The sequence below is a fragment of the Emcibacter sp. genome, from assembly GCF_048269205.1.
Lineage (GTDB): Bacteria > Pseudomonadota > Alphaproteobacteria > Sphingomonadales > Emcibacteraceae > Emcibacter.
In genome coordinates this window covers 450,118-472,988 of the sequence record NZ_JBLXJC010000001.1, presented here as the reverse complement: position 1 = coordinate 472,988, position 22,871 = coordinate 450,118, and the positions used below count along the sequence as shown (strand labels likewise).

Sequence of the window (22,871 nt, the reverse complement as noted above, 5' to 3'; positions counted from 1 at the left end):
GGAGAAAGAAGATGGATTTATCACATCACGAAGTCTCGGCTTTTGCCCAGACCTGGGGCCTGGTCCTGCTTTTGGTCCTGTTTGTGGGGGCAGTGGCGTACGCGCTGTGGCCCAAAAACAGGGACAAGTTCGAAAAAGCTTCTCACGCACCACTGGATGAGGAATAGACATGAGCACTCAAAAAGAAATCGATAATGTCAGCGGTGTGGAAACAACCGGACATGAGTGGGACGGCATCAAGGAACTGAACAACCCGCTGCCGCGGTGGTGGATCTGGACCTGGCTGGTCTCCATTATCTGGGCCATCGGCTACTGGGTGGCCATGCCGGCCTGGCCGCTCATTACGGAATATACCCAGGGGATGCTGGGTTACAGCCAGCGGGCCGTTGTTGATGCCCAGGTGGAAGCCATCAAGGCTGATCGCGCCACCCGGGCCCAGACACTGCTGACCGCCGACCTTGAAACCATCAAGAACACCCAGGAACTGATGGAATTCGCCATGGCTGGCGGCAAAGCCGCTTTCGGTGACAACTGTGCCGGCTGCCACGGCTCCGGGGCCTCCGGCGCCAAGGGCTATCCTAACCTGAATGATGACGACTGGCTATGGGGCGGCACGCTTGATGCCATCCATGAAACCATTAACGTCGGCATTCGTTCCGTTCATGAGGACACCCGGATAAACGACATGCCCGCCTTCCTCAAGGATGAAATTCTCGAGAAGAAACAGGTTGCCGACCTTGCCAACTATGTGATCTCGCTGTCTGACAGCGACGTTGCCGCACCGGAAGGCGCAGCGGTTCTCTTCGAGGAAAACTGCGCTTCCTGTCACGGCGAAGACGGTTCAGGCATTCAGGAGCTGGGCGGACCCAACCTGACTGACGGCATCTGGCTGTATGGCGGTGACTATAAAACGGTTTACGAAACCATCTCCAACAGCCGCCGCGGCGTGATGCCGACCTGGGCGGGACGTCTTGACCCGGCGACAATCAAAAGCCTGGCCGTGTACGTCCACTCGCTGGGTGGTGGCGAATAAAGCATAAAATCCGGGACCCGGGAGATGACACCTCTGCGGGGAGGAACTTGAGTTCAGAGTGACAAACAATGTCACCATGGGTCCCGGACTTCAACAGGGTATATTTACTAGTCAAAGGCATGTAATATGGCAAACCAGCCTCAAGATCCGGAGGGACACAACCCCCTGCCGGACCCCGCTCCCCAAAACATCGTCCCGCATCCCGAAGTGGAAAGGGCAGAGGTCGAAGCGGTCAACCGTCCTGAAGAACGCTCCCTCTATAAAAAAAGGGAGCAGATTTACCCGAAACGGGCCCGTGGCACCTTTCGCAGCATTAAATGGGCCATCATGATCGTCACCCTGGGTATCTATTACCTGGCCCCCTGGCTCCGGTGGGACAGGGGCGAGGGCCTGCCCGACCAGGCCATCCTGATCGATTTTCCGGCGCGGCGTTTCTATTTCTTTTTTATCGAAATCTGGCCCCAGGAAGTTTACTATCTCACCGGCCTGCTAATTCTGGCCGCCATCGGCCTGTTTCTGGTCACCAGTACCGCCGGGCGCATGTGGTGCGGCTATACCTGTCCGCAGACCGTCTGGGTCGACCTGTTTCTGGTGGTGGAACGCTTTTTTGAAGGCGACCGCAACGAACGAATCAAACTGGACAAGGCGCCCTGGACCTTCAGCAAAATCCGCAAAAAACTCTCCAAACATATCACCTGGCTGCTGATCGGTGTGGCGACAGGCGGGGCCTGGGTCTTTTATTTTGCCGATGCCCCCACCCTGTTTCAGCAACTGATCCATTTCGAGGCGGACCCCAACGCCTATTTCTGGATTGCGTTGTTTACCTCCACCACCTATCTGCTGGGCGGTTTCGCCCGGGAACAGGTCTGTACCTATATGTGTCCCTGGCCGCGTATCCAGTCGGTGATGCTGGACGAGGATTCCCTTGCTGTCATGTATCGCTACGACCGCGGCGAACCACGCGGGCCGCACAAGAAAGGCGAAAGCTGGGAAGGCCGCGGCGATTGCATCAGCTGCCGCCAGTGCGTGGTGGTCTGCCCCCAGGGGATCGATATCCGCGACGGCATGCAGCTGGAATGCATCCAGTGTTCGCTCTGTATAGACGCCTGTAACGAGGTCATGGACAGGATTGATCGCCCGCGCGGCCTGATCGCCTATGACAGTCTGGCCAATTTCGAAGCCCGGGCCAAGGGCGAAAAGGAACATTTCCGGATTATCCGCCCGCGGACCATTATTTACAGCACGCTGATCCTGGTGGTCGGCGCCTTCATGCTCTATACCCTGCTGACCCGGGCGGAGCTGGAAGTTAACGTGCTGAGAGACCGCAACCCGGTCTTTGTCCAGCTCTCCAGTGGGGATATCCGCAACGGCTATACCCTGAAAATCCTCAACAAATCCCGTTTGGACAGAGACTTCTCGGTCAAAGTCCTGGGCCTTGACGATTACGAAATCCGGGTGGAAGGTGTGACAGATATCACCGAGGGCGGACTTCCCGTCGTTCATGTGGAACGGGACCGGCTGAGATCCGTAAAGGTCTATGTCGCCGCACACCGGAAATCCCTGGCCGGACCCAGCACCGACATCGCTTTCGAGGTTCATGATGTGAACGGCGAGGAAACGGACGTCCGCAAAACCAACTTCAAGGGCCCCAGATAATGCATGACACACCAAAACGAATTACCGGCAAAACCGTCCTCATCTGGCTGATCGGATTTTTTCTGGTTGTCTTTGCCGTCAACGGTGTCATGGCCTGGATAGCCCTGGACAGCTGGAACGGCCTGGCCACCGACAATGCCTATCGCAAAGGGCTGGCCTACAACGAAGAGATTGAGCAGGACCGACTGCAAAAGATGTCCGGCTGGAAACTTCATATTGCCTCTCCTTTCAAAACACAGAAGGGAAGCACACTGGGCATCAGTCTTTTACGTCCGGATGATGCGGCAACCCCGGCTACTCTCCTGGTGCAGTTCCGCCGCCCCATAGTCGAGGGATATGATTTCGAAATGACCCTGCCGCTGACGGCAGAAAAAGACGGCAGTTTCCTGTATCAGGCCCCGGTCGACCTGCCGTTACCCGGCGTGTGGGAAATCACCGCCATTGCAAAAAGCGATAATGAGACTAAATATATTCTCAGGGATCGAATTATTGTGAGCAAGTAATGACCGAACCTCTGAAATCACCGGAGATTGAACATTTTGTGGTCGAGGGACTGCATTGCCCGTCCTGTATCCGCGAAATCGAGGGTACGCTGGCAAAGAATCCGGCAATCCGCAATGCCCGGGTGAATCTCACAACCCAGCGACTTGCGATCCAATGGGCCAATGACGACCAGCCCGAAACCAGGGACGAAACAGGCCGCAGCGAGCAAGTCATCGAAACCCTGAAGAATATCGGCTTCCGGGCTTTCCGCTTCAAGGATGACCCGTCACTGATGGCCGATGACAAGGAAAGCCGCAGATTGCTGATTTCCATGGCCGTGGCCGGGTTTGTTTCCGCCAATGTCATGCTGCTGTCGGTTTCGGTCTGGTCCGGCAATGTCTCCGACATGACCGAAAGTACCAGGCTTCTGATGCACTGGATTTCCGCCCTGCTGGTGCTACCGGCCGCCGCCTATGCCGGACTGCCCTTCTATCGATCTGCCTGGGGCGCCATCAAGGCGGGCAACCTGAATATGGATGTGCCCATCTCGCTGGCGGTTATCCTGGCCTGCGCCATGAGCCTGCTGGAAACCATGCAGGGGGCCATGCACACCTATTATGATGCCGCGGTGATGCTGCTGTTTTTCCTGCTGATCGGCCGCTATCTGGACCGCAAGATGCGCAATCACGCCCGCGGCATGGCCCAGAACCTGATGTCTTACCGGCCCCATACGGCAACCCAGTTGCTGGAGAACGGGGAGACCGAAACAAGCCCCATTGAAATGCTGCGTCCCGGCCAGATGGTGCGGGTCATGCCCGGTGACCGCATTCCGGTGGACGGTGTAATCCTGAAGGGTGTCTCGGAAGTGGATACCAGCCTGGTGACCGGTGAAACCCTGCCGGTCAAGGCGGAGGAAGGCACCGAAGTCTTTGCCGGCACCATGAACCTGAACGGTGCGCTGGACGTGAAAATCACCGCGCTGAGCGGCGAAACCCTGCTGGATGAAATCATTACCCTGATGGAAACCGCCGAACAGGGCCGGGCCAAATATGTGCGCCTTGCCGACAAGGCGGCGAAAATATATGCCCCGGCAGTGCACCTGCTGGCCCTGTTTACCTTCATTGGCTGGATGCTGTTTTCCAGCGTCGGCTGGGAACAGTCGCTGATCACCGCCATTGCCGTGCTGATCATCACCTGCCCCTGTGCGCTTGGCCTTGCCGTGCCGGTGGTGCAGGTGGTGGCCTCCAACCAGCTGTTCAAGTCAGGTATTCTGGTCAAGGCCGCCGACGGGCTGGAGCGGCTGGCGGAAGTGGACACAGTGGTGTTTGATAAAACCGGGACCCTGACGCTGGGCCAGCCGGAACTGGCCAATGCGGATGATCTTGATCCGGCAACGCTGGAACTGGCGGCAAGCCTCGCCAAATCTTCGAGCCATCCCCTGTGCCGGGCGCTGATTGTTGCCTGTCACGAGCGTAATATCCCCACCATCGCCACCGACAGTGCGCTGCATGAGGAAGCCGGCATGGGCCTGAAAGCGGTCATTGACGGCCGCGAAGTGCGGCTCGGCAACCGGACATGGTGCAACGTGCCTGATGACGCCCTGGACAATACCCGTTTCAGCGAGCTCTGGCTGGCCGTCGAGGGGGAAGCACCACTTTTCCTCGCCTTCCGTGACCGTCTGCGCCGGGATGCCGTCGAGGTCTGCGACTGGATGAAAAAAGACGGGCTGGACCTGATCCTGCTGTCCGGCGACCGGGAAGATGTGGTCCGCGAAGTGGCTGCCGAACTCGGCATCGGCAACTGGAAGGCCGCCTTCAAACCGCAGGACAAAATCAAGGTTCTCGAAGAGCTGAAAGACAAAGGCAAAAAACCGCTGATGGTGGGTGACGGCCTCAATGACGCCCCGGCGCTGGCCGCAGCCTATGTGTCCATTTCCCCCAGTTCCGCCGCCGATGTTAGCCAGAATGCCGCCGACTTCATCTTCCAGTCCCAGAAGCTGGATACTGTGGTCCGGGCGCTGCAGGTTTCCCGCAAGAGCCGGACCCTGGTCTTCGTCAATTTCGCCTTTGCCGCCGCCTATAATATGGTGGCCGTGCCCTTTGCTGCCCTTGGCTTCCTGACCCCGTTGATTGCGGCCCTGGCCATGTCCGGGTCCAGCATTGTAGTGACGTTGAATGCGCTCAGGCTGAACCTGGCAAAACTCTATAGCAGCAAGGGAGAGGCCTGATGGATATTATCATCTATCTGATTCCCCTTGCCCTGCTGATGGGCCTTGCCGGTCTCGCCGCCTTTCTGTGGTCACTCAGAACCGGCCAGTATGACGATCTGGACGGGGCCAGCTACCGCGCATTATTTGAGGAAGATGAGATGGAAAAGGAAGAGGGTCAAATCCCGGACGTTCAGTCCTCACCATCGAAATAATCCGTTTCATTGGGATAGAAAATTGACCTGATAGCCACATTTTCCGGATTGCCGCCCGGCGCCTGACCAGAAAAGACTCCCATTTTTCCGCTATTGGGATAAATAGCCACCTCCGGCTCATTCATGGTAGACATGCAGAGATATTCCAGGTCCTGATCGGTGTGGTTATACATCTGGTGGGAATAGTCTTCGCCCCGCGGCAGGGAAATGAAATTGCCTTCCCGAACGATCTGCTCTCCGCCGTTGCCAAGAAGCGTGCCTTCGCCTTTCAGGATATAGATCGCCTCCTCATTGGCCAGGTGATAATGCTCTGGAAAGGATCGTTTCCCGGCCGGCAGGCGGTTGAAGCAGCAGCCCAGTTCCCGGGCGCCGGAAGGCACGGTAAAGGATTTGGCCAGGAGATGTATTCTTCCCCCGTTACTCACCTCCCGCCAGTCCAGATCATCCCGGTGAACAATATTCGTACTTTTTTTCATATCCCCGCTCATCGGCTCAACTCCTGATATTTCTTTTCAACGGCTCCAAGATCATTTAAGACAGGCACTATAGCAGAGAAATAAATACGGCAGGATCACGAAAATGTCAGAGATCAGAATCGGAATTGTCGGGTGTGGCGGACGCATGGGACAGGCGCTGGTCCGGGAAGTGCTGGATAATAAGGCCGCGACCTTAAGCGGCGGTACTGAACGCCATGACAGCCCGCTTGTCGGCAGCCCCATCCGCCATCCCGCAACTGGCGAGGAAAGCGGCCTCAAGGTCACCGACAATGCGGAAAAGCTGTTCGAGATTTCTGATGTCGTGATTGATTTCACCTGCCCGACCGCGACCCGGCTGCATTGTTCCTATGCGGAAAAATACAATACCGCCCACATCATTGGCACCACCGGGCTGACAGAGAAAGACGAACGGGCCATTAACACCGCTGCCGAAGTCGTCCCGGTGGTCTATGCCTCCAACTTCTCGCTCGGTGTCAATCTGCTGTTTTACCTGACCCGGCAGGCGGCAAGCCTCTTGGACGAGGATTTTGATATCGAAGTCCTGGAAATGCATCACCGGCATAAGGTGGATGCCCCCAGCGGTACGGCCCTGAGCCTCGGCAGGGCGGCGGCACAGGGACGCGGTGTAAGGCTGGAAGATGTGACCGACAAGGTGCGCGACGGCATTACCGGCGAACGCAAGCGCGGTGATATTGGTTTTGCGGTGTTACGCGGCGGCAATGTGGCCGGCGAACATACCGTCAGCTTTAATGCCTATGATGAACGTGTGGAGCTCACCCACAAGGCCACGGACCGGGCCATCTTCGCCCGCGGGGCCCTGAAGGCCGCGCTCTGGTCCTTTGGCCACCAGGCCGGCCTCTATGACATGTTCGATGTGCTGGGACTGCCCAAGGGCTAGCCCCGGACCATCATCCTATTGTTCTGACGGCAGAACCTGTTTCAGGGCATCAAAGATCAGGTTCTGCTCCATCACGCCGCCGATAAGTTCCGATCCGGCGCCCTTGGCATAGATGGCCACATCTTCGCCGCCGTGGGTCTCGCTCTTGCGCGGCAGCAGGGCCTGTTGGTGAAACTCAGGATCCGTTGTATCCACCTGTGTCAGGTCCTTGCGGTCATAATGATGATCGTCCGTCGGCCAGATGCCGCCCGGGCCGTTCTGATAGCCCAGGGTGGTATAGGGTTTGCCGTCTTCCATCAGGCTGTAGCTTTTTGCCGGATTACCGTGATCGTCATTGCCGATGACCTTGCCCAGGATCGGATTGCCCCGGGTCGGATAACCGGCCATGACAAAGGTATGACTATGATCCGCTGTGACAATGATCAGGGTATCCCCGTCATCGGTCAGACTATCGGCCATTTTTACGGCCTCGTGCAAAGCCACGCCATCGGTCAGCGCCATCGCCGCCCGACCCTCATGATGACCGTGGTCGATACGTCCGGCCTCCACCATCAGGAAGAACCCCTTGTCATTCTTTGACAGCATCTTTACGGCTTTTTCAGTCATTTCCGCCAGTGAGGGTTCACGGGAACCGTCCTGCCGACGGTCATAGTCATATTGCATGTGCGCAGGCTCGAACAATCCCAGAAGCCGGTCGGTTTTTACCGGATCAATAGCGGCAAACTGCTCCGCATTCCAGACATAGGCTCCTTCCGGATGTTTTGCCTGCCACTCCCGGGTCAAGTCACGTCCGTCATGACGTTCACCGGATTGGTCACCATACTCCGGATCGGGCATGGTCGCCGGAATGAAATTGCGCCGGCCGCCGCCAAGAGCAACCTCTATGCCGTTGCCTTTATTAAAGTCAACAAACTGCCGGGCAATATCCTTGCATCCGTTTTGCCGGGCTTCGTCGCTCAGGTCGCTGTCCGCTTCCCAGTCCCGCTCGGAAATATGGGCATAAGCGGCCCCAGGGGTGGCATGGGTCAGCCGGGCCGTGGTTACAATCCCTGTAGACAACCCCTTCTCTTCTGCCAGCTCAAGAATGGTGGGAAGTTCTGTTCCAGGAGTTGAGGCACAGTCGGCTCTGATCACATCCGGTCCCACACCCAACACACCGGCCTTGGTCTTGATACCGGTATACATGGCAGTGGCCGTACCGGCGCTATCCGGCACCTGCTGATTAGTATTATAGGTCTTGGACAGGGCAACCCGGGGAAAAGCCTCCCAGCTCAGGATGTTTTCCTCCCCGCTCTGGCCACGCAACTGACCCTCATAGATCCGAATAGCCGTCACCGTACTGATTCCCATGCCGTCGCCGATAAACAGGATAACGTTTTTCGGTTTGACAGGAACCAGCGGCGTCTCTGTGATCTGTTTATCGGGCGCGCAGGCCGCAACAGACAGGGTGAGTAAGGCAGCACAGGAAAGACGGAAAATGCTTCCATCAATTTTTTTCAGCAGGTTCATTCAAAGTCCTTAATTGTACAAATTCCCGACCAGCCACAATCAGCCGATCAGAAATGATAAATTTCTGTTTTCATGTAATGGAGTTTTGTTGAACTATTATGAAATACCGGATGTGTTCAGATGGCGGCAGGAGGTTCACTGCTTTTATACCGCCACAACGCACCCGCCAGGTCCTGGTTTACTTCCTCACGCTCTTCCTCGGTCAGAAATTCGCCCACGAACAGCCCCTGCCCATGAGAGGAAATCAGCAAGTGACGCTGGCGCCAGGCCTTCGGATCCTTTTTCCGGTATTCCAGAGCCACCTGAACCCAATAGGGATTGAAAGACCAGGCTTGTTCTTCCCCCTTGTGATCAATGCGCCGGATAATCAGTTCATCACCAACCAGAGAGATTGTCTCTACCAGTCTGCCTGACCGGTAATTGAGTTTGAAGGCGGCATAGATCAGCAGGACGTCCAGCCCCATGAAGCCAAAAATGGGCCAGGCGCCGCGCAGGTAAAAAACCAGACCGATTGCAAAACTGACCAGGCAGATAAGCGTCATGAGGATCACAAATCCCCTGGGACTTAACGACCGATGCGGATAGAGTGTGGCGTCAAACCAGATTTTGTCAGTACTTTCCTGCATTATTCCAGTATAGCCCCCTTCCCTTGTGCAACCAAGCCCGTTAATATCCGGCCGGAAAAAGGACCTAGAAACAATGAAAAAACAGGATGTCTACGAGTTTTTCTCCCGCCTGCAGGAAAGGGATCCGGAGCCGAAGGGGGAACTGAACTACACCAATCCCTATACCCTGCTAGTGGCCGTCGCCCTGTCCGCCCAGTCCACCGATGTGGGGGTCAACAAGGCCACAAAGGACCTGTTCAAGATCATTTCCACCCCTCAGGACATGCTTGAGCTGGGGGAAGAGGGGTTGAAAGAGCATATCAAAACCATCGGCCTCTATAATTCAAAGGCCGCCAATGTGATCAAGGCGGCCCGGCTTCTGGTGGATGAATATGATGGCGTTGTCCCCCAGGAACGCGAAGAACTGGAAAAGCTGCCCGGTGTGGGACGCAAAACCGCCAACGTAGTCCTCAACATTGCCTTTGGACAGCCGACAATTGCCGTGGATACCCATCTGTTCCGGGTGTGCAACCGCACCGGTCTTGCTCCGGGTAAAACCCCGCTGGCCGTGGAAAAAAAGCTGGAAAAGATCATCCCGAAAGAATTTGCGCTGCATGCCCATCACTGGCTGATCCTGCACGGGCGCTATATCTGCAAGGCCCGGAAACCTAATTGTCCGGTGTGCCCGGTTGAGGATCTGTGTCGCTATAAGGCAAAGACGGTTCTTGATGACTGACAGCTTCTTCATCCGGTGTTTCCGCCCCGGATGAAAGCGCCGGCGTTGCCCCGTCGTCCTTGACGAAACTGTCAAGGCAGGCATCGGCCGAAACGGTCGGATTGGGCGCTGTCAGGTCCGCCGCCAGACTGTCCACATAGTCCAGGGTCATATCGCCAAGCTCATTTTCATAAAAATACAGATGAATGACGCAGTCGGCGTTCTTGTACATCCAGACCCTGGCGTCCTTTTCCCGGCGCGCGATTTCCGCCGGTCCCAGAATTTCCTCCACGGTTTGCGGCGACAGGCCGATGATATTTTCCACCCTGAACAGGGGTTCAGGCTCAGGCATGGCAGCCTCTTTCGTCGCCGTTTCCGGCGTTGCTGTTGCTTCAGCCTGCGAGACATCTGTGACCGGTGGATTACCCCCGGCTCCGCCACATCCGGATATCAGCAACACAGTGAGCGCCAGTAGAATATTTTTCTTCATATGTCGTTCAGTTCCCGTTCTTCGCCGCCGCGGCCATATTCCTGCGCAAACATATGTCCATTTGCCTGCCGGTCGCGTACAGTGAGATGAAAGACGTGGCACATGATCGCTGCCGCCAGGATGGGTGCTGCCAGATTGACAATGGGTATGGTAAACAGAATCGTGATCCCGAGCCCTGCAAACAGAACATACCCACGAATGGATTTCCGGTGATCACCGGCTTCCTTTACTCCCAAGTGACGCACCGCCACCATCTCATAGTACCCCCAGCCCAGAAGATAGCCGTTCAGCAGGTAAAAGATAATCAGCGGACCAATGCCGGTCCAGAAAAAGATGATGTAAAACGGCACAGCCAGGATATTGAGGAGAATGATATAAAAGGATAGCCGGAGGGCCAGATAACAGAGATGCCAGAGGCCCAGCCGCTTTCCGGCCCGGTGTGACGGATAATATTTGTTTTCCACTGCATCGACCACATCATCCAGAAAGATGGAGACGAATATGGTGGAGATGGGTACAAAGAACAGGGCGGCAAGCCAGGCCAGGACAAAACCGAACGCCACATCAAACAAAGCCTGGAGCCATCCCCAGTCAAAATCAAGGTAGGGAATCTGCCCCTTCAGCGCCCCGGCAAGAAAAAAAGCCACGGCCAGCGCCACAAGAGTGGATATCATCCCCAGAATGAAAACACGTAGAAATGCAGGATCGAAAATCTGTGCAAGGGTCCGTTCAATGGAGGTCACCAGATGGTTCACTTGTTTGCTCTTCCTTCTTTGCCCCTAAATACCCTCTCCAGAAATATGGGGATTTTTCAGAAAAAGGCAAGACTGATTTCCCCCCGCACCGAAATCCAGGCCGGTAACAATGAACTTGCGCCCCCTTCCGAGATATCTATACTCGGCGCACCTGCAGGAGTTTTATATGACACAGAAATATGACGTGGTTGGCATCGGCAATGCCATTGTGGATATCCTCACCCATGTGGAGGACAGTTTTCTGGCAGAGCGCAAGCTTGCCAAAGGCAGCATGCAGCTATTTGACGAGGCAGACGCCGCCAAGCTATACGCCACACTGGGCCAGGCCATTGAATGCTCTGGCGGATCAGCCGCAAACACGGTGGCGGGTCTTGCCTCCCTGGGCAGTAAAACAGCCTTTATCGGCAAGGTCCGCGACGATCAGCTGGGCCGGATTTTCCGCCACGACATTACCGCGCTCGGAGCGCATTTTCCCACCCCCAACGCAGTGGAAGGCCCGGCAACGGCACTGTGCCAGGTGCTGGTAACCCCCGATGCGGAACGGACCATGTGCACCTATCTGGGGGCCTGCGTCAACCTGACGGAAAAAGATATCGATGAAGAGACCGTCAGAAATGCCTCTATTACCTATCTGGAAGGCTACCTGTGGGACCCGGAAGAAGCCAAGAAAGCCTTCCGCAAGGCCATTGCCATTGCTCACGAAGCGGGACAAAAAACATCGCTCAGCCTGTCGGACCCATTCTGTGTGGATCGCCACAGGGAAGAATTCCTGTCCCTGACCAGAGAGGATATAGACATCCTGTTCGCCAACGAGGAAGAGCTCCTGATGCTGTTTGATACCCGTGATCTGAACAGCGCGCTTGAAGCCGTCAAGGAGCATTGCGAGATCGCCGCCATCACCCGGGGCGCCGCAGGCTGTATTGTTACTGTCAATGGCGAAACCATCGAGGTCAGCGGCAGGCACGTCAGCAATCTGGTGGACACCACGGGTGCCGGCGATCTGTTTGCCGCCGGTTTCCTGCATGGCCATGTATCCGGCAAGGACCTTGCCACTTGCGGCAGCATGGGAAATCTTATCGCCAGCGAGGTGATCAGCCATCTGGGCGCCCGGCCGGATATTGACCTGAAGGCGTTTCTGGCTCAGAATATGGACACAAGCGAAGAGGATAAATCATGAAGTCTGGTACCAGAGTCATTTTCCTGTCCCTGTTGCTGGCCACCGGCCTTGCACAGGCAGGGCATGCCGAATGCGAGTTCCCGAAGCGCCCCGTTATTCCGGATGGAAAAACGGTGAGCCGCGACCATCTTCTTGAAGTCATTCACGTCTTCAAGAGTACGTTCCAGCCCGAAGTAAGAAGTTTCCAGAACTGTATCAAGAATGAACAGATTGCCGTCGGTGACCTTGCCACATCCGAACAGACCGAAGAATGGACGGCCCGTCATGATGCCGCCTACCAGATCGAGGAACGTCTGGCCGGATTGTTAAACCAGGCGATCCGGGACTTCAAGGCCCGGGAGGCCGCCGGGGAGGATGTGTCAGGCGATACGGAAAGCGGGACAACCGCAACAACCGGTACCGGAACGGCACCGGATGCGGATACCCCTACCGGTGACGACGATACATCCCGGTAACGTTATTCCGCCTGGGTGCGGGCCTCGCCCACTCCGGTATTGAAGAAATAGTGAAAGCCGAAGAGGATCATGTTGACATCCCTGTCGTTGTCGGACAGGGGCAGGGCCAGGGCGTAATAGCTCAGATAGTTTTTATTCTTCCAGCTCATGGTATCACAGGAAAGATAGGGCTTATGGCTTTCCACAAGCCACAGCATGTGTTGTGTAAGCTTCTCATGATCATGCAGGGTTTCCAGATATTGGCCCGTCAGGTCCTCCCCCATGACTTTTACCGTTTCAGTGCCCATGAGCCTGATTTTAAAGCGTTCCGGGTTCTGTTCGACATCGACCAATACCAGCAGGGGCAGAATGGAGGCAAGTTCGGCGGGCTGGATATCTATCCGGGCAGGCATCATGCGGGTGCCGCGAATTCTGTTCCAGTATTCATATAATTCCCGCAGAGGTTCTACGGGAATATCCTCCAACCCCACATCTGTATTGAACATTCTTTTACCCAACTGCAACTAAACCCCAATGTGTCTTCACGCATTACTTGTGATTACACATAACTGAAAGTTTAGATAAAAAAATGGACCACACAAGGAATATTTTGCAGAAAAATCAACTTGTTACATAAGTTTCAAATGATATAGAGCGGAAATAGTGACATCCCCAGTTTACAAAATATTCACCAGCCATTAGCTCAGCACATAGCTGCCTTGCAAAATTTACGTCTTCTCGGGGAATGCTATTTTTTATAGGTTTATTGCGTTGCAACAATGCGGCCAAAAAAACTATAGGGAGGCCCCTGGACGTTTTTAGAATTTAAGGAGCCTCGACATGAAGAAGAATTTTGTACTTACAGGTATCTGCCTTGCTACACTGATTGCCACCCCTGCGCTGGCAGCAAAATGTGTCAAACCGGAAGCCCCCGTGCTTCCCGACGCCTATATTTCCGGCTCTGAGCAGCTGATTGATATGGTTGAAAAGTTTCGTAACGAATTCCAGCCTGCCAATGAGGCATACAAGAAATGTCTTCTGGATTCCATCAGCACCTATGCCCACAAAAGTGCCATCGAAACCAAGCTGGCCTTTGCCAATGCCACTGAAGTGAAAGCTGCCAAAAAGCTGAACGCTGCCATTCGTGAATTTAACGAGCAGTCTGAAAGCTAAAAACAGCTTACCAGTAAAATCAGGGTTTGGAATTACAAAAAAGCAGCTCCCTCGGGGCTGCTTTTTTTCTGTATAGTGCCTGTAATGCGACTGCGACAGCCTATCCCGCAAGCATTGGTCCCAGAGGTCTTCCCCCAAAGATGTGAATATGCAAATGCGGCACTTCCTGATGCCCGTGCGTGCCGATGTTGGCGAGAATGCGGTATCCCGGCTCGTCCAGTTCCAACTGACGCGCCACCTTTCCCACGGCCTGGAAAAAACCTGTGATCAGTTCCGCGGGGGCCTTGGCGGTAAAATCATCCATGCTCACATAGTCGCCCTTGGGGATCACAAGCACATGGACCGGGGCCTGAGGATTGATATCATGGAATGCCAGGCTGTATTCATCTTCATAGACCTTGTTGCAGGGGAGTTCCCCGCGCAGGATTTTCGCAAAAATATTTTCCGGATCATACGCCATTTCAATTTCCCTTTCCCGGGCTGTCAGCCCCGTGATTTCTTCTCTTCAATGCCTGAAATACCTTCCCGGCGGGCAAGTTCGGCATAGACCTCCTCGGGCCGGATATCCATATCCGCCCACAACACCATCAGATGGAAAATCAGGTCGGCAGATTCAGCAATCACCTCGTCATGACTGCCGTCAACGGCAGCAATGGCCGTTTCCACCGCCTCCTCACCCACTTTCTGGGCAATCTTGCGGCGCCCCTTGCGATACAATGAGCCCACATAACTGTTTTCAGGCGCAACACTTTTGCGTTCCTTCAACAGAGCTGCCAGACGTTCCAGCACTTCCGTATTTTTCATCATCTTCCCCTAGCGTCTTACCGGAATGCCGGCCTTTTCCATATATTCCTTGGCTTCCCCGATAGTATATTCGCCAAAATGAAAAATGGAAGCGGCCAGCACCGCCGTGGCATGCCCGTCCCTTATACCTTCCACCAGATGGTCCAGATTGCCGACCCCGCCGGAGGCAATCACCGGAATGGTGACCGCATCGGCAATCGCGCGGGTCAGATCAATATTAAAGCCCTGTTTGGTACCGTCCCGGTCCATACTGGTCAGCAGTATCTCTCCGGCCCCATATTCAGCCACCTTTTTGGCATATTCCACCGCATCAATCCCTGTCGGCTCACGACCGCCATGGGTAAAAACCTCATATTTGTCCGGCCCCGTCTGCTTGGCATCGATGGCGACGACGATACACTGACTGCCGAATTTTTCCGCCAGTTCCCGCACCAGCTCCGGCCTTTTTACCGCCGCCGTCATGACAGAAACCTTGTCGGCCCCGGCAAGAAGCAGGTTGCGGACATCTTCCTCGGTCCTGACCCCACCGCCGACGGTCAGCGGCATGAAACACTGTTCCGCGGTCCTGCGCACCACGTCCAGGATAATACCGCGATTATCGCTTGAGGCGGTAATATCGAGAAAACACAGCTCATCGGCACCGGCCCTGTCATAGAGGCGGGCCTGCTCCACCGGATCACCCGCATCGCGCAGATCGACGAAATTCACCCCCTTGACCACACGACCATCTTTCACATCGAGACAGGGGATAACACGGGCCTTCAGCATTATGCCTCTCCCCTGAGAAAGGCGAGCGCCTCTACCGGGTCAAGCCGGCCATCATAAAGCGCCCGGCCGGATATCGCTCCTTCAATGGTGCCGGTGGCCTTGTCAGCGGCCTCTTTCAATACGCGAAGATCGTCCATGCTGGCCACCCCCCCGGAAGCGATCACCGGGATATTCAAGGCATTGGCCAGATCAATGGTGCCTTCCACATTCAGCCCCTGCATGGTGCCGTCCCGATCTATATCCGTATAGACGATGGCGGCCACACCGGCATCTTCAAACTTGCGGCCCAGATCAACAGCGGTCATCTCGGAGGTTTCTGCCCAGCCTTCCACAGCGACCCGGCCGTCCCGGGCATCAATACCGACCACGATATGACCGGAAAACTCCCGCGAGGCCTCAATCACCATTTCCGGATTGCGCAAGGCCACCGTCCCCAGGATCACCCGGCGAATGCCCCTGTCCAGCCAGTATTGGATTGTCGCCATATCGCGGATACCGCCACCCAGCTGCACCGGAATATCCACGGCGGCGAGAATTGCGTCCACAGCCGCGCCGTTCACCGGCTTGCCTTCAAAAGCCCCGTTCAGGTCCACAAGATGCAGCCATTCGCAGCCTGTCTCCTGAAACTTGCGGGCCTGGTCAGCCGGGTTATCGTTAAAAACGGTGGCCTGGTCCATTTCCCCCTTGTAGAGCCGGACACAATTTCCGTCCTTCAGATCAATGGCTGGAAACAAAATCATCTAATCAATATCCTTCGTATAATAGTACCCCGGTACAAACTTGCCGTTGATCATGGCGTAGCGTTCCTTGATGCCCCATTTTTTCATGCCGAGCCATTCACAAATGGCGATGGCGGCCTGCTGGTCCGCCCGCATGTTACTGTTGAGAGACCTGAATCCCTGCCGGCGGGCATCATCCTCTACCTCTTTCAGCATTTTTTTGGCCAGATCAAATCCCCTGGCCCAGGGTGCAAGAAAGAAATTTACAATTTCCGCCGAGAAAGCACCGGCCTCGTTGCTGGTTGGCGGCCTGACCAGCTGGCAGGCGCCGCACACCTGACCGTCAAGCCGGGCCACAAACAGGGTCCGGTCGGGCATCAGCATGACACCCTTCCAATAATTCTCCAGGGTCTTTTGCGGCGGCTGATTCAGCCAGCCGAACCCGATACCGTCTTCGATGGCCTCCCGGGTCACCACGCACAGCTGCGACAGGGCGACGCCCTCGAGCATGGTCACCACCTCGATTTCCATGGAGGGAGCGTTTTTACCGGAATCGTCGTCAGCCATATCAGATCTCCGCAACCTTGTCAGGGGGCCCACCCCAGAAAATTGCCCAGAAGGCGGAGCCCCACCGCCTGGCTTTTTTCCGGATGAAACTGTGTCCCGATCATATTATCACGCCCGACAATGGCCGTCACCGGCCCACCATAATCGACCGAGGCCATAACCATCTCGGGATTTGCGGGACGGAAATAATAGCTGTGCACAAAATAGGCATGATCCCTGTTGCTGAGACCGGCCAAGACCGGATGATTGCCCGCCCGTTCTGAAAAATAGAGTTCATTCCAGCCCATATGAGGAATTTTCAGTCCACTGTCGGAGGGAACCTGAATAGGCTCCACAGTCCCGTCAAGCCAGCCAAGCCCCCGGCATGTGCCGTGCTCATGGCCTTCTGTCGCCATCAACTGCATACCAACGCAAATTCCGAGAAACGGGCGGCCCTTGCCGATCACCGTTTCCTCAAGTGCCTCCCGCATCCCCGGCAGGGCGGTAAGTCCCCGCATACAGTCGCCAAATGCTCCGACGCCAGGCAGGATCACCCTGTCTGCCGTCAATACGTCTTCGGCCAGGGCACTGACCCGGATTTCTGTGCTCAGGCCAAGTTCCGATGCCACACGCTCGGTCGCTTTTTCCGCCGATCTCAGATTGCCGGAACCGTAATCGATAATGACTGTTTTCATTTTTCCGGCTGTCCTGCGTATCCGGCAGCGGCAGGTGCATGCACTGTAGCCACAGTGTCCTTCGGCCCGAAACGGGGCAGGGAAATATCTCCCGCTGCCAGCAAATGGAAAAAGCGCCTCAAGGCCGTATGTTCGTCATCGCCCCCGACTATGCCGGTAGCGATATAACCTTTCTTCTCCAGGGACCAGCCTTTCCAGTTCAGTCCCTCGAAGCCGGTAAGCAGCGCCAGCCCCAGGAAAAGCAGTCCGGCCCCCTGAAACTCCAGCACAAAGAGAAGCAGGACATAGGCAATACCCAGCAGCCCCGCAACCACCCACATCTGATGGAAAAGCGCCCAAACAGGACCGAAAATCATAGCACCAAAGGAAAATTCATCCGGAACGACCACAAGATCGATACCGTTTTCCCCGGGGTCTGTGGAGGGGCGCACATACGCGGTGAAGGTTTTATAGCTCATTTCCCTACTCGTCTGTTACGGAATCAGATATCCACCTTGTCACCAAGCACCCCCTTGGTGGAGGGAATGGCATCGGACTTGCGCGGATCGATCTCAATGGCCTGGCGCAGGGCCCGGGCCAGCGCCTTGTAGCTGGACTCAATGATGTGGTGGTTGTTTTCCCCATACATATTTTCCACATGCAGGGTGAGGCCGGCGCCAAAGGCAAAGGCGCGGAACCATTCAAGAAACAGTTCAGTATCCATTTCCCCAAGCTTGTCACGGCTGAAGTCCACCTTCCAGACCAGGAAAGGACGACCTGAGACATCCAGGGACACCCGGGTACAGGTTTCATCCATGGGGATGATGGCATTGCCATAGCGGGTAATGCCCTTTAGATCCCCCAACGCCTTGCCGACAGTCTGGCCCAGAATGATCCCCACGTCCTCTGTCGTGTGGTGATAATCAATATGAAGATCGCCCTTGGCCCGGATTGTAATGTCGATCAGGCTGTGCCGGGACAGCTGCTCCATCATATGATCCAGAAATCCGATCCCGGTTTCCACGTCATAGACGCCTGTGCCGTCCAGGTTGACCGAAACAGAGATTTCAGTCTCTTTCGTCTTACGCTCCATACTGGCTTTACGCATGGGGTTCTCCTTAATACTCGACCCTTTTGACGGGCCTTTCAGGTGGCTATAATACATTAATCTGTGGCAGTAACAGACAAAATCGCGAAACATATAGCAGCCGGGGCCCCAAAGCGCCAGTGCGCAGAACGTATTTTATGCGGTTTATGGGCCGATTTACCTGATATTTTCGTCTTCACCCTTGACCATGGGGCCCCAATTGCCCAAATGTGAGATCATAATTCAGGAAAACACAGGATAACGGAATGACGGAAGAACAGAGAAGCTGGCGCGGTACAACCATTCTCAGCATCCGCAAGGGTAACAAAGTGGTCATCGCCGGCGACGGGCAGGTCTCGCTCGGAGACACGGTCATCAAGGGCAACGCCCGCAAGGTTCGCCCCCTTGGCGACGGCAGCGTCATTGCCGGATTTGCCGGCTCTACCGCTGACGCCTTCGCTCTGTTTGAAAGACTTGAGGAAAAGCTGGAACGTTTTAACGGCCAGCTCACCCGCGCCTGTGTGGAAATGGCCAAGGACTGGCGGACGGACCGTTATCTCAGGCGACTTGAAGCCATGATGATCGTGGTCGATGCGGAAGTCAGTCTGGTCCTGACTGGAAACGGCGATGTGCTGGAGACTCCCGACGGCATTCTGGCCATCGGATCAGGCGGCAACTATGCGCTCAGCGCCGCACGGGCCCTGATCGACCAGGACCTGGATGCGGAGGAAATCGCCCGCAAGGCCATGGGGATTGCCGCCGATATCTGCGTCTACACCAATAACAACCTGACTGTCGAAGTACTGGAAGCAAAATAATGTCATCTTTTTCTCCCCGTGAAATCGTCTCGGAACTTGATCGCTATATCATCGGCCAGAAGGATGCTAAACGCGCTGTTGCCATCGCCCTGCGCAATCGCTGGCGTCGTCAGCAACTTGACGAGGACATGCGGGAAGAGGTTCTTCCCAAAAATATCCTGATGATCGGCCCCACCGGTGTCGGCAAGACGGAAATTTCCCGACGGCTGGCCAAACTGGCCAATGCCCCTTTTGTAAAAGTTGAAGCCACAAAATTCACCGAGGTGGGATATGTGGGCCGGGACGTAGAGCAGATCGTTCGTGACCTGGTGGAGCTTTCCATCGGCATGGTGCGCGACGAGAACCGCAAGAAAGTCACTGCCAAAGCGGAACTGAGCACCGAGGAAAGAATTCTGGACGCCCTGGTGGGAGAAACCGCCAGCGCCGAGACGCGACAGAAATTCCGCAAGATGCTACGGGAAGGCCAGCTTGACGACAAGGAAATCGAGGTGGAAGTCTCGGACAATGCCTCGAGCCAGATGCCAACCATCGACATTCCCGGCATGCCCGGCGCCAGCATGGGCATGCTCAACCTCAATGACATCATGGGCAAAGCCTTTGGCGCCCGTACCGTTAAAAAGAAAATGACGGTCGGGGAAGCATCCGAGGCCCTCCTGTCCGACGAAGGCGACAAGCTGCTGGACGAAGAAGCCATCGTCCGCGAAGCTCTGGACCGGGTGGAACAGAGCGGCATTGTTTTTCTTGACGAAATCGACAAAATCGCCGGCGGACAGGACAGGCGCGGCGGTGAAGTAAGCCGGGAAGGCGTACAGCGGGACCTGCTGCCGCTGATTGAGGGCTGCACGGTGGCCACCAAACACGGCCAGGTCAAGACCGACCACATCCTGTTCATTGCCTCGGGCGCCTTCAGTCTGGCGAAACCGTCAGACCTGCTGCCCGAACTGCAGGGACGCCTGCCGATCCGGGTCGAACTCAGCGCCCTGACCGAAGCCGACTTCCGCCATATTCTTGTGGAGCCGGATTATAGCCTGATCAAGCAGTACATAGCCTTGCTGAGCACCGAAGAGGTAACCCTGACTTTTACAGACGATGGTATTGACGCCATTGCCCGTATTTCTGCCGAGGTCAACGAAACGGTGGAAAATATCGGCGCCCGGCGCCTGCACACGGTGCTGGAACGTATCCTCGACGATATCAGCTTCGAAGCAACCGACAGGGCGGGAGCAGAAGTGGTCGTCGATGCGGCCTATGTGGACGAACATATCGGCGACCTGACCGAACGTTCCGACCTGACCAAGTTTATCCTTTAATATCGTTAGAATTGAACTACTTTCCCGCTATCCTCCGATGGCGGGAATTAGTTTTTTCTAATTTTAGTATACATTAGAAAGACTTTATTAACCCAACGCTGAAATACTTTCGATTTATTAGTCGGAATCTTATACAAGCTTGGGTTTAATACATGTTTTCTAATATCTTAGACGGAACTTTTCTGAAAAATATCAGCATTTCCTATCGGATTTATGGTCTCGGGGCGATAGCAATCCTCGGCATCATTCTGCTTTCGGCCACGTCCCTTGTCACCTTTGACTACTTAAAGGCACATGAAGATGCCTATATGAAAAGTACGAGGGTAATATCCGACATTTCCCATATCGAGGAAACCGCCCTTCAGATGAGACGGGCTGAAAAGGACTTCCTGATTACCCGGGACATCCTATTCCTGAGCGAATTTCGGGAACATGAAGAAAAGTTGCTGGAAAAACTGCATAAACTGGGCAGTGATTCCACAGACAACAGACTCATCAGGGTCATTCAGAACCTTTCAGCTCTCGCCAAGAAGAACCAGGATATTTTTGAGCAGATTATCGATCTGCAAAAGGAGCTGGGCCTGGACAACCGGTCAGGCCTGGAAGGGCGTCTTCTAAGCGCCGCGCTGGACGTGGAAACAACCCTTGATAATCTGGCCAGCAATGCCGACCTGATCAAGCTCAAGCTCCTGATGCAAAGGGACGAACGGGACTTCCGGCTGCAACTGGATCCGGCTTTCGTGAAGGACATGGAAAAGCAATATACAAGCTTCCAGAAAAGTCTTGCCGGTAAAAATTATTCCCCGGATACCAAAACGGACATCCAGGCCAAACTTCAAACCTATTATTCCCTGTTCAAGGCCTATTCAGACAAATCCCTTGCCAGGAAAGAGCAGACCATCGAACTGGAAAAAACCTATGAGGCCATGGAACCTCTTCTGGCAGAATTAATGACTATTTCCGAGAAAAGGTTCCAGGCGGCCAATCTTGATATGGAACACACCCGGAGTAACGGCACCATGATCATTGTCGGTCTTTCCATGGTCATACTTCTTATTGCCGCTCTGTCTTCCTCCATTATGGCCCGGAGCATTGCCGTTCCCCTGGCCAGCCTGATTGAAACAGTCAGGAGAATTGCCGCAGGCGACTATCATACGGAAGTAACCGGACTTGACCGCAAGGACGGGGTGGGAGTGATTTCCCAAGCCCTGAATGAGCTGAAGATTGCAGCGCTGGACAAAATCACCTTCGAAAAAGAAGCCGGCCGCAAAGCGGAAGAAGCCGCGCAACTTTTATCCAAACAACAGGAAATGGAAGCTCAACAGCTTAGGGAAGAAGCCGAGCGAACAGAAAAAGAATCCCGCATTCGCGAGGAACGTACAAGAAAAATAGAATCACTGATCAGCTCTTTCGATGACCAGATCCGTGAAGCTCTGACACAGCTTTCAGAATCGTCAGACACCATGAGAACGACATCAGGCCAGCTTTTCACAACTTCGAATAGTATGAATGACGAAGCCGCAATTGTTTCTGAATCATCCGGCGAGACCAATTCCAATGTTCAGCTTGTCGCGGCAGCTGTTGAGGAATTCTCCGTATCCATCAAGGAGATTAATCAACAGGTATCGCTGGCGAACACCATTACCCGCGATTCAGAAGATGCCCTCAAACAGGGTGGTCAAGCCGTCGAAAACCTCTTGGGGAGTTCCCAGAAAATTGGTGATGTCATCCAGCTTATCAATGACATTGCCAATCAGACCAACCTGCTTGCACTGAATGCAACCATCGAGTCCGCCCGCGCGGGTGAAGCCGGGAAAGGCTTTGCTGTGGTTGCCAATGAAGTGAAATCCCTGGCGACGGATACCAGCAAGGCCACCGAGGATATTTCTCACCAGATCAAGGACATGCAGAACGCCACAAACCTAGCTGTTTCGGCAATTAATGGCATTCAGGATTCTGTTTCCAAGCTTAGTGAAATCATGCTGACCATTTCTTCCGCCATGGAGGAACAGAGCAGCACCACCCAGGAAATTAACCGTTCAGTTTCCTTTGCGGCCCAGGGGATGCAGAATGTCTCCAAAGGGATTACCCAGGTGTCCAGCGCCGTCACAGAAACCAAGGAAGTTGCCGGGAATATCAAAAACGCCTCTGAATCCATGGACAAGACGACCGGCCACATCAAAGGCGATGTTGAACATTTCCTGCAGGAAATACGAGCGGTATAAGCGGCGGTTATTTCATTGCAGCAGAACCCCGCACGATAAAAAAGAGCCCGCCATTGGCGGGCTCCTTCAGATTC

Annotated in this window: 28 protein-coding genes; 14 read left to right on the top strand and 14 right to left on the bottom strand. The window is 54.9% G+C overall.

Going from position 1 to position 22,871, the window contains the following annotated elements; translation table 11 throughout:
• Positions 1 to 11 precede the first annotated feature (11 nt).
• The 6 genes from ACN0YD_RS02215 (at position 12) to ccoS (ending at position 5,593) form a co-directional block, all read left to right on the top strand.
• Positions 12 to 167 (top strand): cbb3-type cytochrome c oxidase subunit 3, encoded by a 156-nt coding sequence (locus tag ACN0YD_RS02215; protein WP_417317009.1) that lies wholly within the window; start codon positions 12 to 14, stop codon positions 165 to 167.
• Between the two features lie 2 nt (positions 168 to 169).
• Positions 170 to 1,033, top strand: a complete 864-nt coding sequence (gene ccoP / locus ACN0YD_RS02210) for a cytochrome-c oxidase, cbb3-type subunit III (RefSeq protein ID WP_417317008.1) — start codon at positions 170 to 172, stop codon at positions 1,031 to 1,033.
• Positions 1,034 to 1,159: 126 nt separating this feature from the next.
• Positions 1,160 to 2,689 (top strand): cytochrome c oxidase accessory protein CcoG, encoded by a 1,530-nt coding sequence (gene ccoG / locus ACN0YD_RS02205; protein ID WP_417317007.1) that lies wholly within the window; start codon positions 1,160 to 1,162, stop codon positions 2,687 to 2,689.
• A complete protein-coding gene (locus tag ACN0YD_RS02200; RefSeq protein ID WP_417317006.1) occupies positions 2,689 to 3,192 on the top strand; it encodes a FixH family protein in 504 nt (167 codons plus the stop codon). The genes ccoG and ACN0YD_RS02200 overlap by 1 nt, the downstream gene beginning before the upstream one ends.
• Positions 3,192 to 5,399 carry a heavy metal translocating P-type ATPase gene (locus tag ACN0YD_RS02195; protein WP_417317005.1) on the top strand — a complete coding sequence of 736 codons (2,208 nt, stop codon included), beginning with the start codon at positions 3,192 to 3,194 and terminating at the stop codon, positions 5,397 to 5,399. The genes ACN0YD_RS02200 and ACN0YD_RS02195 overlap by 1 nt, the downstream gene beginning before the upstream one ends.
• Positions 5,399 to 5,593 carry a cbb3-type cytochrome oxidase assembly protein CcoS gene (gene ccoS, locus ACN0YD_RS02190; protein WP_417317004.1) on the top strand — a complete coding sequence of 65 codons (195 nt, stop codon included), beginning with the start codon at positions 5,399 to 5,401 and terminating at the stop codon, positions 5,591 to 5,593. Before ACN0YD_RS02195 ends, ccoS begins: the two co-directional genes overlap by 1 nt.
• On the opposite strand, the gene ACN0YD_RS02185 is transcribed toward ccoS, so the two are convergent.
• Positions 5,572 to 6,069, bottom strand: a complete 498-nt coding sequence (locus tag ACN0YD_RS02185; protein WP_417317003.1) for a cupin domain-containing protein — start codon at positions 6,067 to 6,069, stop codon at positions 5,572 to 5,574. The genes ccoS and ACN0YD_RS02185 overlap by 22 nt on opposite strands.
• Before the next feature lie 103 nt (positions 6,070 to 6,172).
• Between ACN0YD_RS02185 and dapB the strand changes: the two genes are divergently transcribed.
• Positions 6,173 to 6,988 carry a 4-hydroxy-tetrahydrodipicolinate reductase gene (gene dapB, locus ACN0YD_RS02180; RefSeq protein WP_417317002.1) on the top strand — a complete coding sequence of 272 codons (816 nt, stop codon included), beginning with the start codon at positions 6,173 to 6,175 and terminating at the stop codon, positions 6,986 to 6,988.
• A 15-nt stretch (positions 6,989 to 7,003) separates the two neighbouring features.
• Here the strand turns inward: dapB and ACN0YD_RS02175 are convergent, their stop codons facing one another.
• Both ACN0YD_RS02175 and ACN0YD_RS02170 read right to left on the bottom strand, forming a co-directional pair.
• On the bottom strand, positions 7,004 to 8,497 hold the full coding sequence (locus tag ACN0YD_RS02175) for an alkaline phosphatase (RefSeq protein WP_417317001.1): 1,494 nt from the start codon (positions 8,495 to 8,497) through the stop codon (positions 7,004 to 7,006).
• A 116-nt stretch (positions 8,498 to 8,613) separates the two neighbouring features.
• Entirely contained in the window at positions 8,614 to 9,123 is a 510-nt protein-coding gene (locus ACN0YD_RS02170; RefSeq protein WP_417317000.1) for a DUF2244 domain-containing protein, read from the bottom strand.
• A gap of 73 nt (positions 9,124 to 9,196) precedes the next feature.
• On the opposite strand from ACN0YD_RS02170, the gene nth reads away from it, so the two are divergent.
• The gene (gene nth, locus ACN0YD_RS02165; RefSeq protein WP_417316999.1) at positions 9,197 to 9,838 is read left to right on the top strand and encodes an endonuclease III; all 642 of its coding nucleotides are present in this window, start codon (positions 9,197 to 9,199) and stop codon (positions 9,836 to 9,838) included.
• On the opposite strand, the gene ACN0YD_RS02160 is transcribed toward nth, so the two are convergent.
• On the bottom strand, positions 9,771 to 10,307 hold the full coding sequence (locus ACN0YD_RS02160; RefSeq protein ID WP_417316998.1) for a hypothetical protein: 537 nt from the start codon (positions 10,305 to 10,307) through the stop codon (positions 9,771 to 9,773). The genes nth and ACN0YD_RS02160 overlap by 68 nt on opposite strands.
• Positions 10,304 to 11,062 carry an EI24 domain-containing protein gene (locus ACN0YD_RS02155; RefSeq protein ID WP_417316997.1) on the bottom strand — a complete coding sequence of 253 codons (759 nt, stop codon included), beginning with the start codon at positions 11,060 to 11,062 and terminating at the stop codon, positions 10,304 to 10,306. The genes ACN0YD_RS02160 and ACN0YD_RS02155 overlap by 4 nt, the downstream gene beginning before the upstream one ends.
• 166 nt (positions 11,063 to 11,228) lie before the next feature.
• On the opposite strand from ACN0YD_RS02155, the gene ACN0YD_RS02150 reads away from it, so the two are divergent.
• Both ACN0YD_RS02150 and ACN0YD_RS02145 read left to right on the top strand, forming a co-directional pair.
• Positions 11,229 to 12,239 carry an adenosine kinase gene (locus tag ACN0YD_RS02150; protein ID WP_417316996.1) on the top strand — a complete coding sequence of 337 codons (1,011 nt, stop codon included), beginning with the start codon at positions 11,229 to 11,231 and terminating at the stop codon, positions 12,237 to 12,239.
• Positions 12,236 to 12,694 carry a hypothetical protein gene (locus ACN0YD_RS02145; protein ID WP_417316995.1) on the top strand — a complete coding sequence of 153 codons (459 nt, stop codon included), beginning with the start codon at positions 12,236 to 12,238 and terminating at the stop codon, positions 12,692 to 12,694. Before ACN0YD_RS02150 ends, ACN0YD_RS02145 begins: the two co-directional genes overlap by 4 nt.
• Before the next feature lie 2 nt (positions 12,695 to 12,696).
• Here the strand turns inward: ACN0YD_RS02145 and ACN0YD_RS02140 are convergent, their stop codons facing one another.
• On the bottom strand, positions 12,697 to 13,179 hold the full coding sequence (locus tag ACN0YD_RS02140) for a PAS domain-containing protein (protein WP_417316994.1): 483 nt from the start codon (positions 13,177 to 13,179) through the stop codon (positions 12,697 to 12,699).
• A 334-nt stretch (positions 13,180 to 13,513) separates the two neighbouring features.
• On the opposite strand from ACN0YD_RS02140, the gene ACN0YD_RS02135 reads away from it, so the two are divergent.
• On the top strand, positions 13,514 to 13,846 hold the full coding sequence (locus tag ACN0YD_RS02135; RefSeq protein WP_417316993.1) for a hypothetical protein: 333 nt from the start codon (positions 13,514 to 13,516) through the stop codon (positions 13,844 to 13,846).
• A 100-nt stretch (positions 13,847 to 13,946) separates the two neighbouring features.
• Here the strand turns inward: ACN0YD_RS02135 and ACN0YD_RS02130 are convergent, their stop codons facing one another.
• The 8 genes from ACN0YD_RS02130 to hisB are packed head-to-tail and all read right to left on the bottom strand — an operon-like array spanning position 13,947 to position 18,465.
• Complete coding sequence (locus tag ACN0YD_RS02130) at positions 13,947 to 14,306, bottom strand: histidine triad nucleotide-binding protein (RefSeq protein WP_417316992.1); 360 nt, start codon at positions 14,304 to 14,306, stop codon at positions 13,947 to 13,949.
• Positions 14,307 to 14,329: 23 nt separating this feature from the next.
• Positions 14,330 to 14,653, bottom strand: a complete 324-nt coding sequence (locus tag ACN0YD_RS02125) for a phosphoribosyl-ATP diphosphatase (RefSeq protein ID WP_417316991.1) — start codon at positions 14,651 to 14,653, stop codon at positions 14,330 to 14,332.
• Between the two features lie 6 nt (positions 14,654 to 14,659).
• Positions 14,660 to 15,418 (bottom strand): imidazole glycerol phosphate synthase subunit HisF, encoded by a 759-nt coding sequence (gene hisF, locus ACN0YD_RS02120; RefSeq protein ID WP_417316990.1) that lies wholly within the window; start codon positions 15,416 to 15,418, stop codon positions 14,660 to 14,662.
• Positions 15,418 to 16,158, bottom strand: a complete 741-nt coding sequence (gene hisA / locus ACN0YD_RS02115; protein WP_417316989.1) for a 1-(5-phosphoribosyl)-5-[(5-phosphoribosylamino)methylideneamino]imidazole-4-carboxamide isomerase — start codon at positions 16,156 to 16,158, stop codon at positions 15,418 to 15,420. The genes hisF and hisA overlap by 1 nt, the downstream gene beginning before the upstream one ends.
• On the bottom strand, positions 16,159 to 16,704 hold the full coding sequence (locus tag ACN0YD_RS02110; protein WP_417316988.1) for a GNAT family N-acetyltransferase: 546 nt from the start codon (positions 16,702 to 16,704) through the stop codon (positions 16,159 to 16,161). It abuts the gene before it with no gap.
• Between the two features lie 20 nt (positions 16,705 to 16,724).
• Positions 16,725 to 17,378 carry an imidazole glycerol phosphate synthase subunit HisH gene (gene hisH, locus ACN0YD_RS02105; RefSeq protein WP_417316987.1) on the bottom strand — a complete coding sequence of 218 codons (654 nt, stop codon included), beginning with the start codon at positions 17,376 to 17,378 and terminating at the stop codon, positions 16,725 to 16,727.
• Complete coding sequence (locus ACN0YD_RS02100; RefSeq protein ID WP_417316986.1) at positions 17,375 to 17,836, bottom strand: DUF2628 domain-containing protein; 462 nt, start codon at positions 17,834 to 17,836, stop codon at positions 17,375 to 17,377. The genes hisH and ACN0YD_RS02100 overlap by 4 nt, the downstream gene beginning before the upstream one ends.
• A 23-nt stretch (positions 17,837 to 17,859) precedes the next feature.
• Positions 17,860 to 18,465, bottom strand: coding sequence for an imidazoleglycerol-phosphate dehydratase HisB (gene hisB / locus ACN0YD_RS02095; RefSeq protein ID WP_417316985.1), 606 nt, complete (start codon positions 18,463 to 18,465; stop codon positions 17,860 to 17,862).
• A 245-nt stretch (positions 18,466 to 18,710) separates the two neighbouring features.
• Between hisB and hslV the strand changes: the two genes are divergently transcribed.
• The 3 genes from hslV (at position 18,711) to ACN0YD_RS02080 (ending at position 22,797) form a co-directional block, all read left to right on the top strand.
• Positions 18,711 to 19,262: an ATP-dependent protease subunit HslV gene (hslV, locus tag ACN0YD_RS02090; protein WP_417316984.1), complete on the top strand. Its 552-nt coding sequence runs from the start codon at positions 18,711 to 18,713 to the stop codon at positions 19,260 to 19,262.
• Positions 19,262 to 20,572 (top strand): ATP-dependent protease ATPase subunit HslU, encoded by a 1,311-nt coding sequence (gene hslU / locus ACN0YD_RS02085; RefSeq protein ID WP_417316983.1) that lies wholly within the window; start codon positions 19,262 to 19,264, stop codon positions 20,570 to 20,572. The genes hslV and hslU overlap by 1 nt, the downstream gene beginning before the upstream one ends.
• A gap of 152 nt (positions 20,573 to 20,724) precedes the next feature.
• On the top strand, positions 20,725 to 22,797 hold the full coding sequence (locus ACN0YD_RS02080; RefSeq protein ID WP_417316982.1) for a methyl-accepting chemotaxis protein: 2,073 nt from the start codon (positions 20,725 to 20,727) through the stop codon (positions 22,795 to 22,797).
• Positions 22,798 to 22,871: the final 74 nt, after the last annotated feature.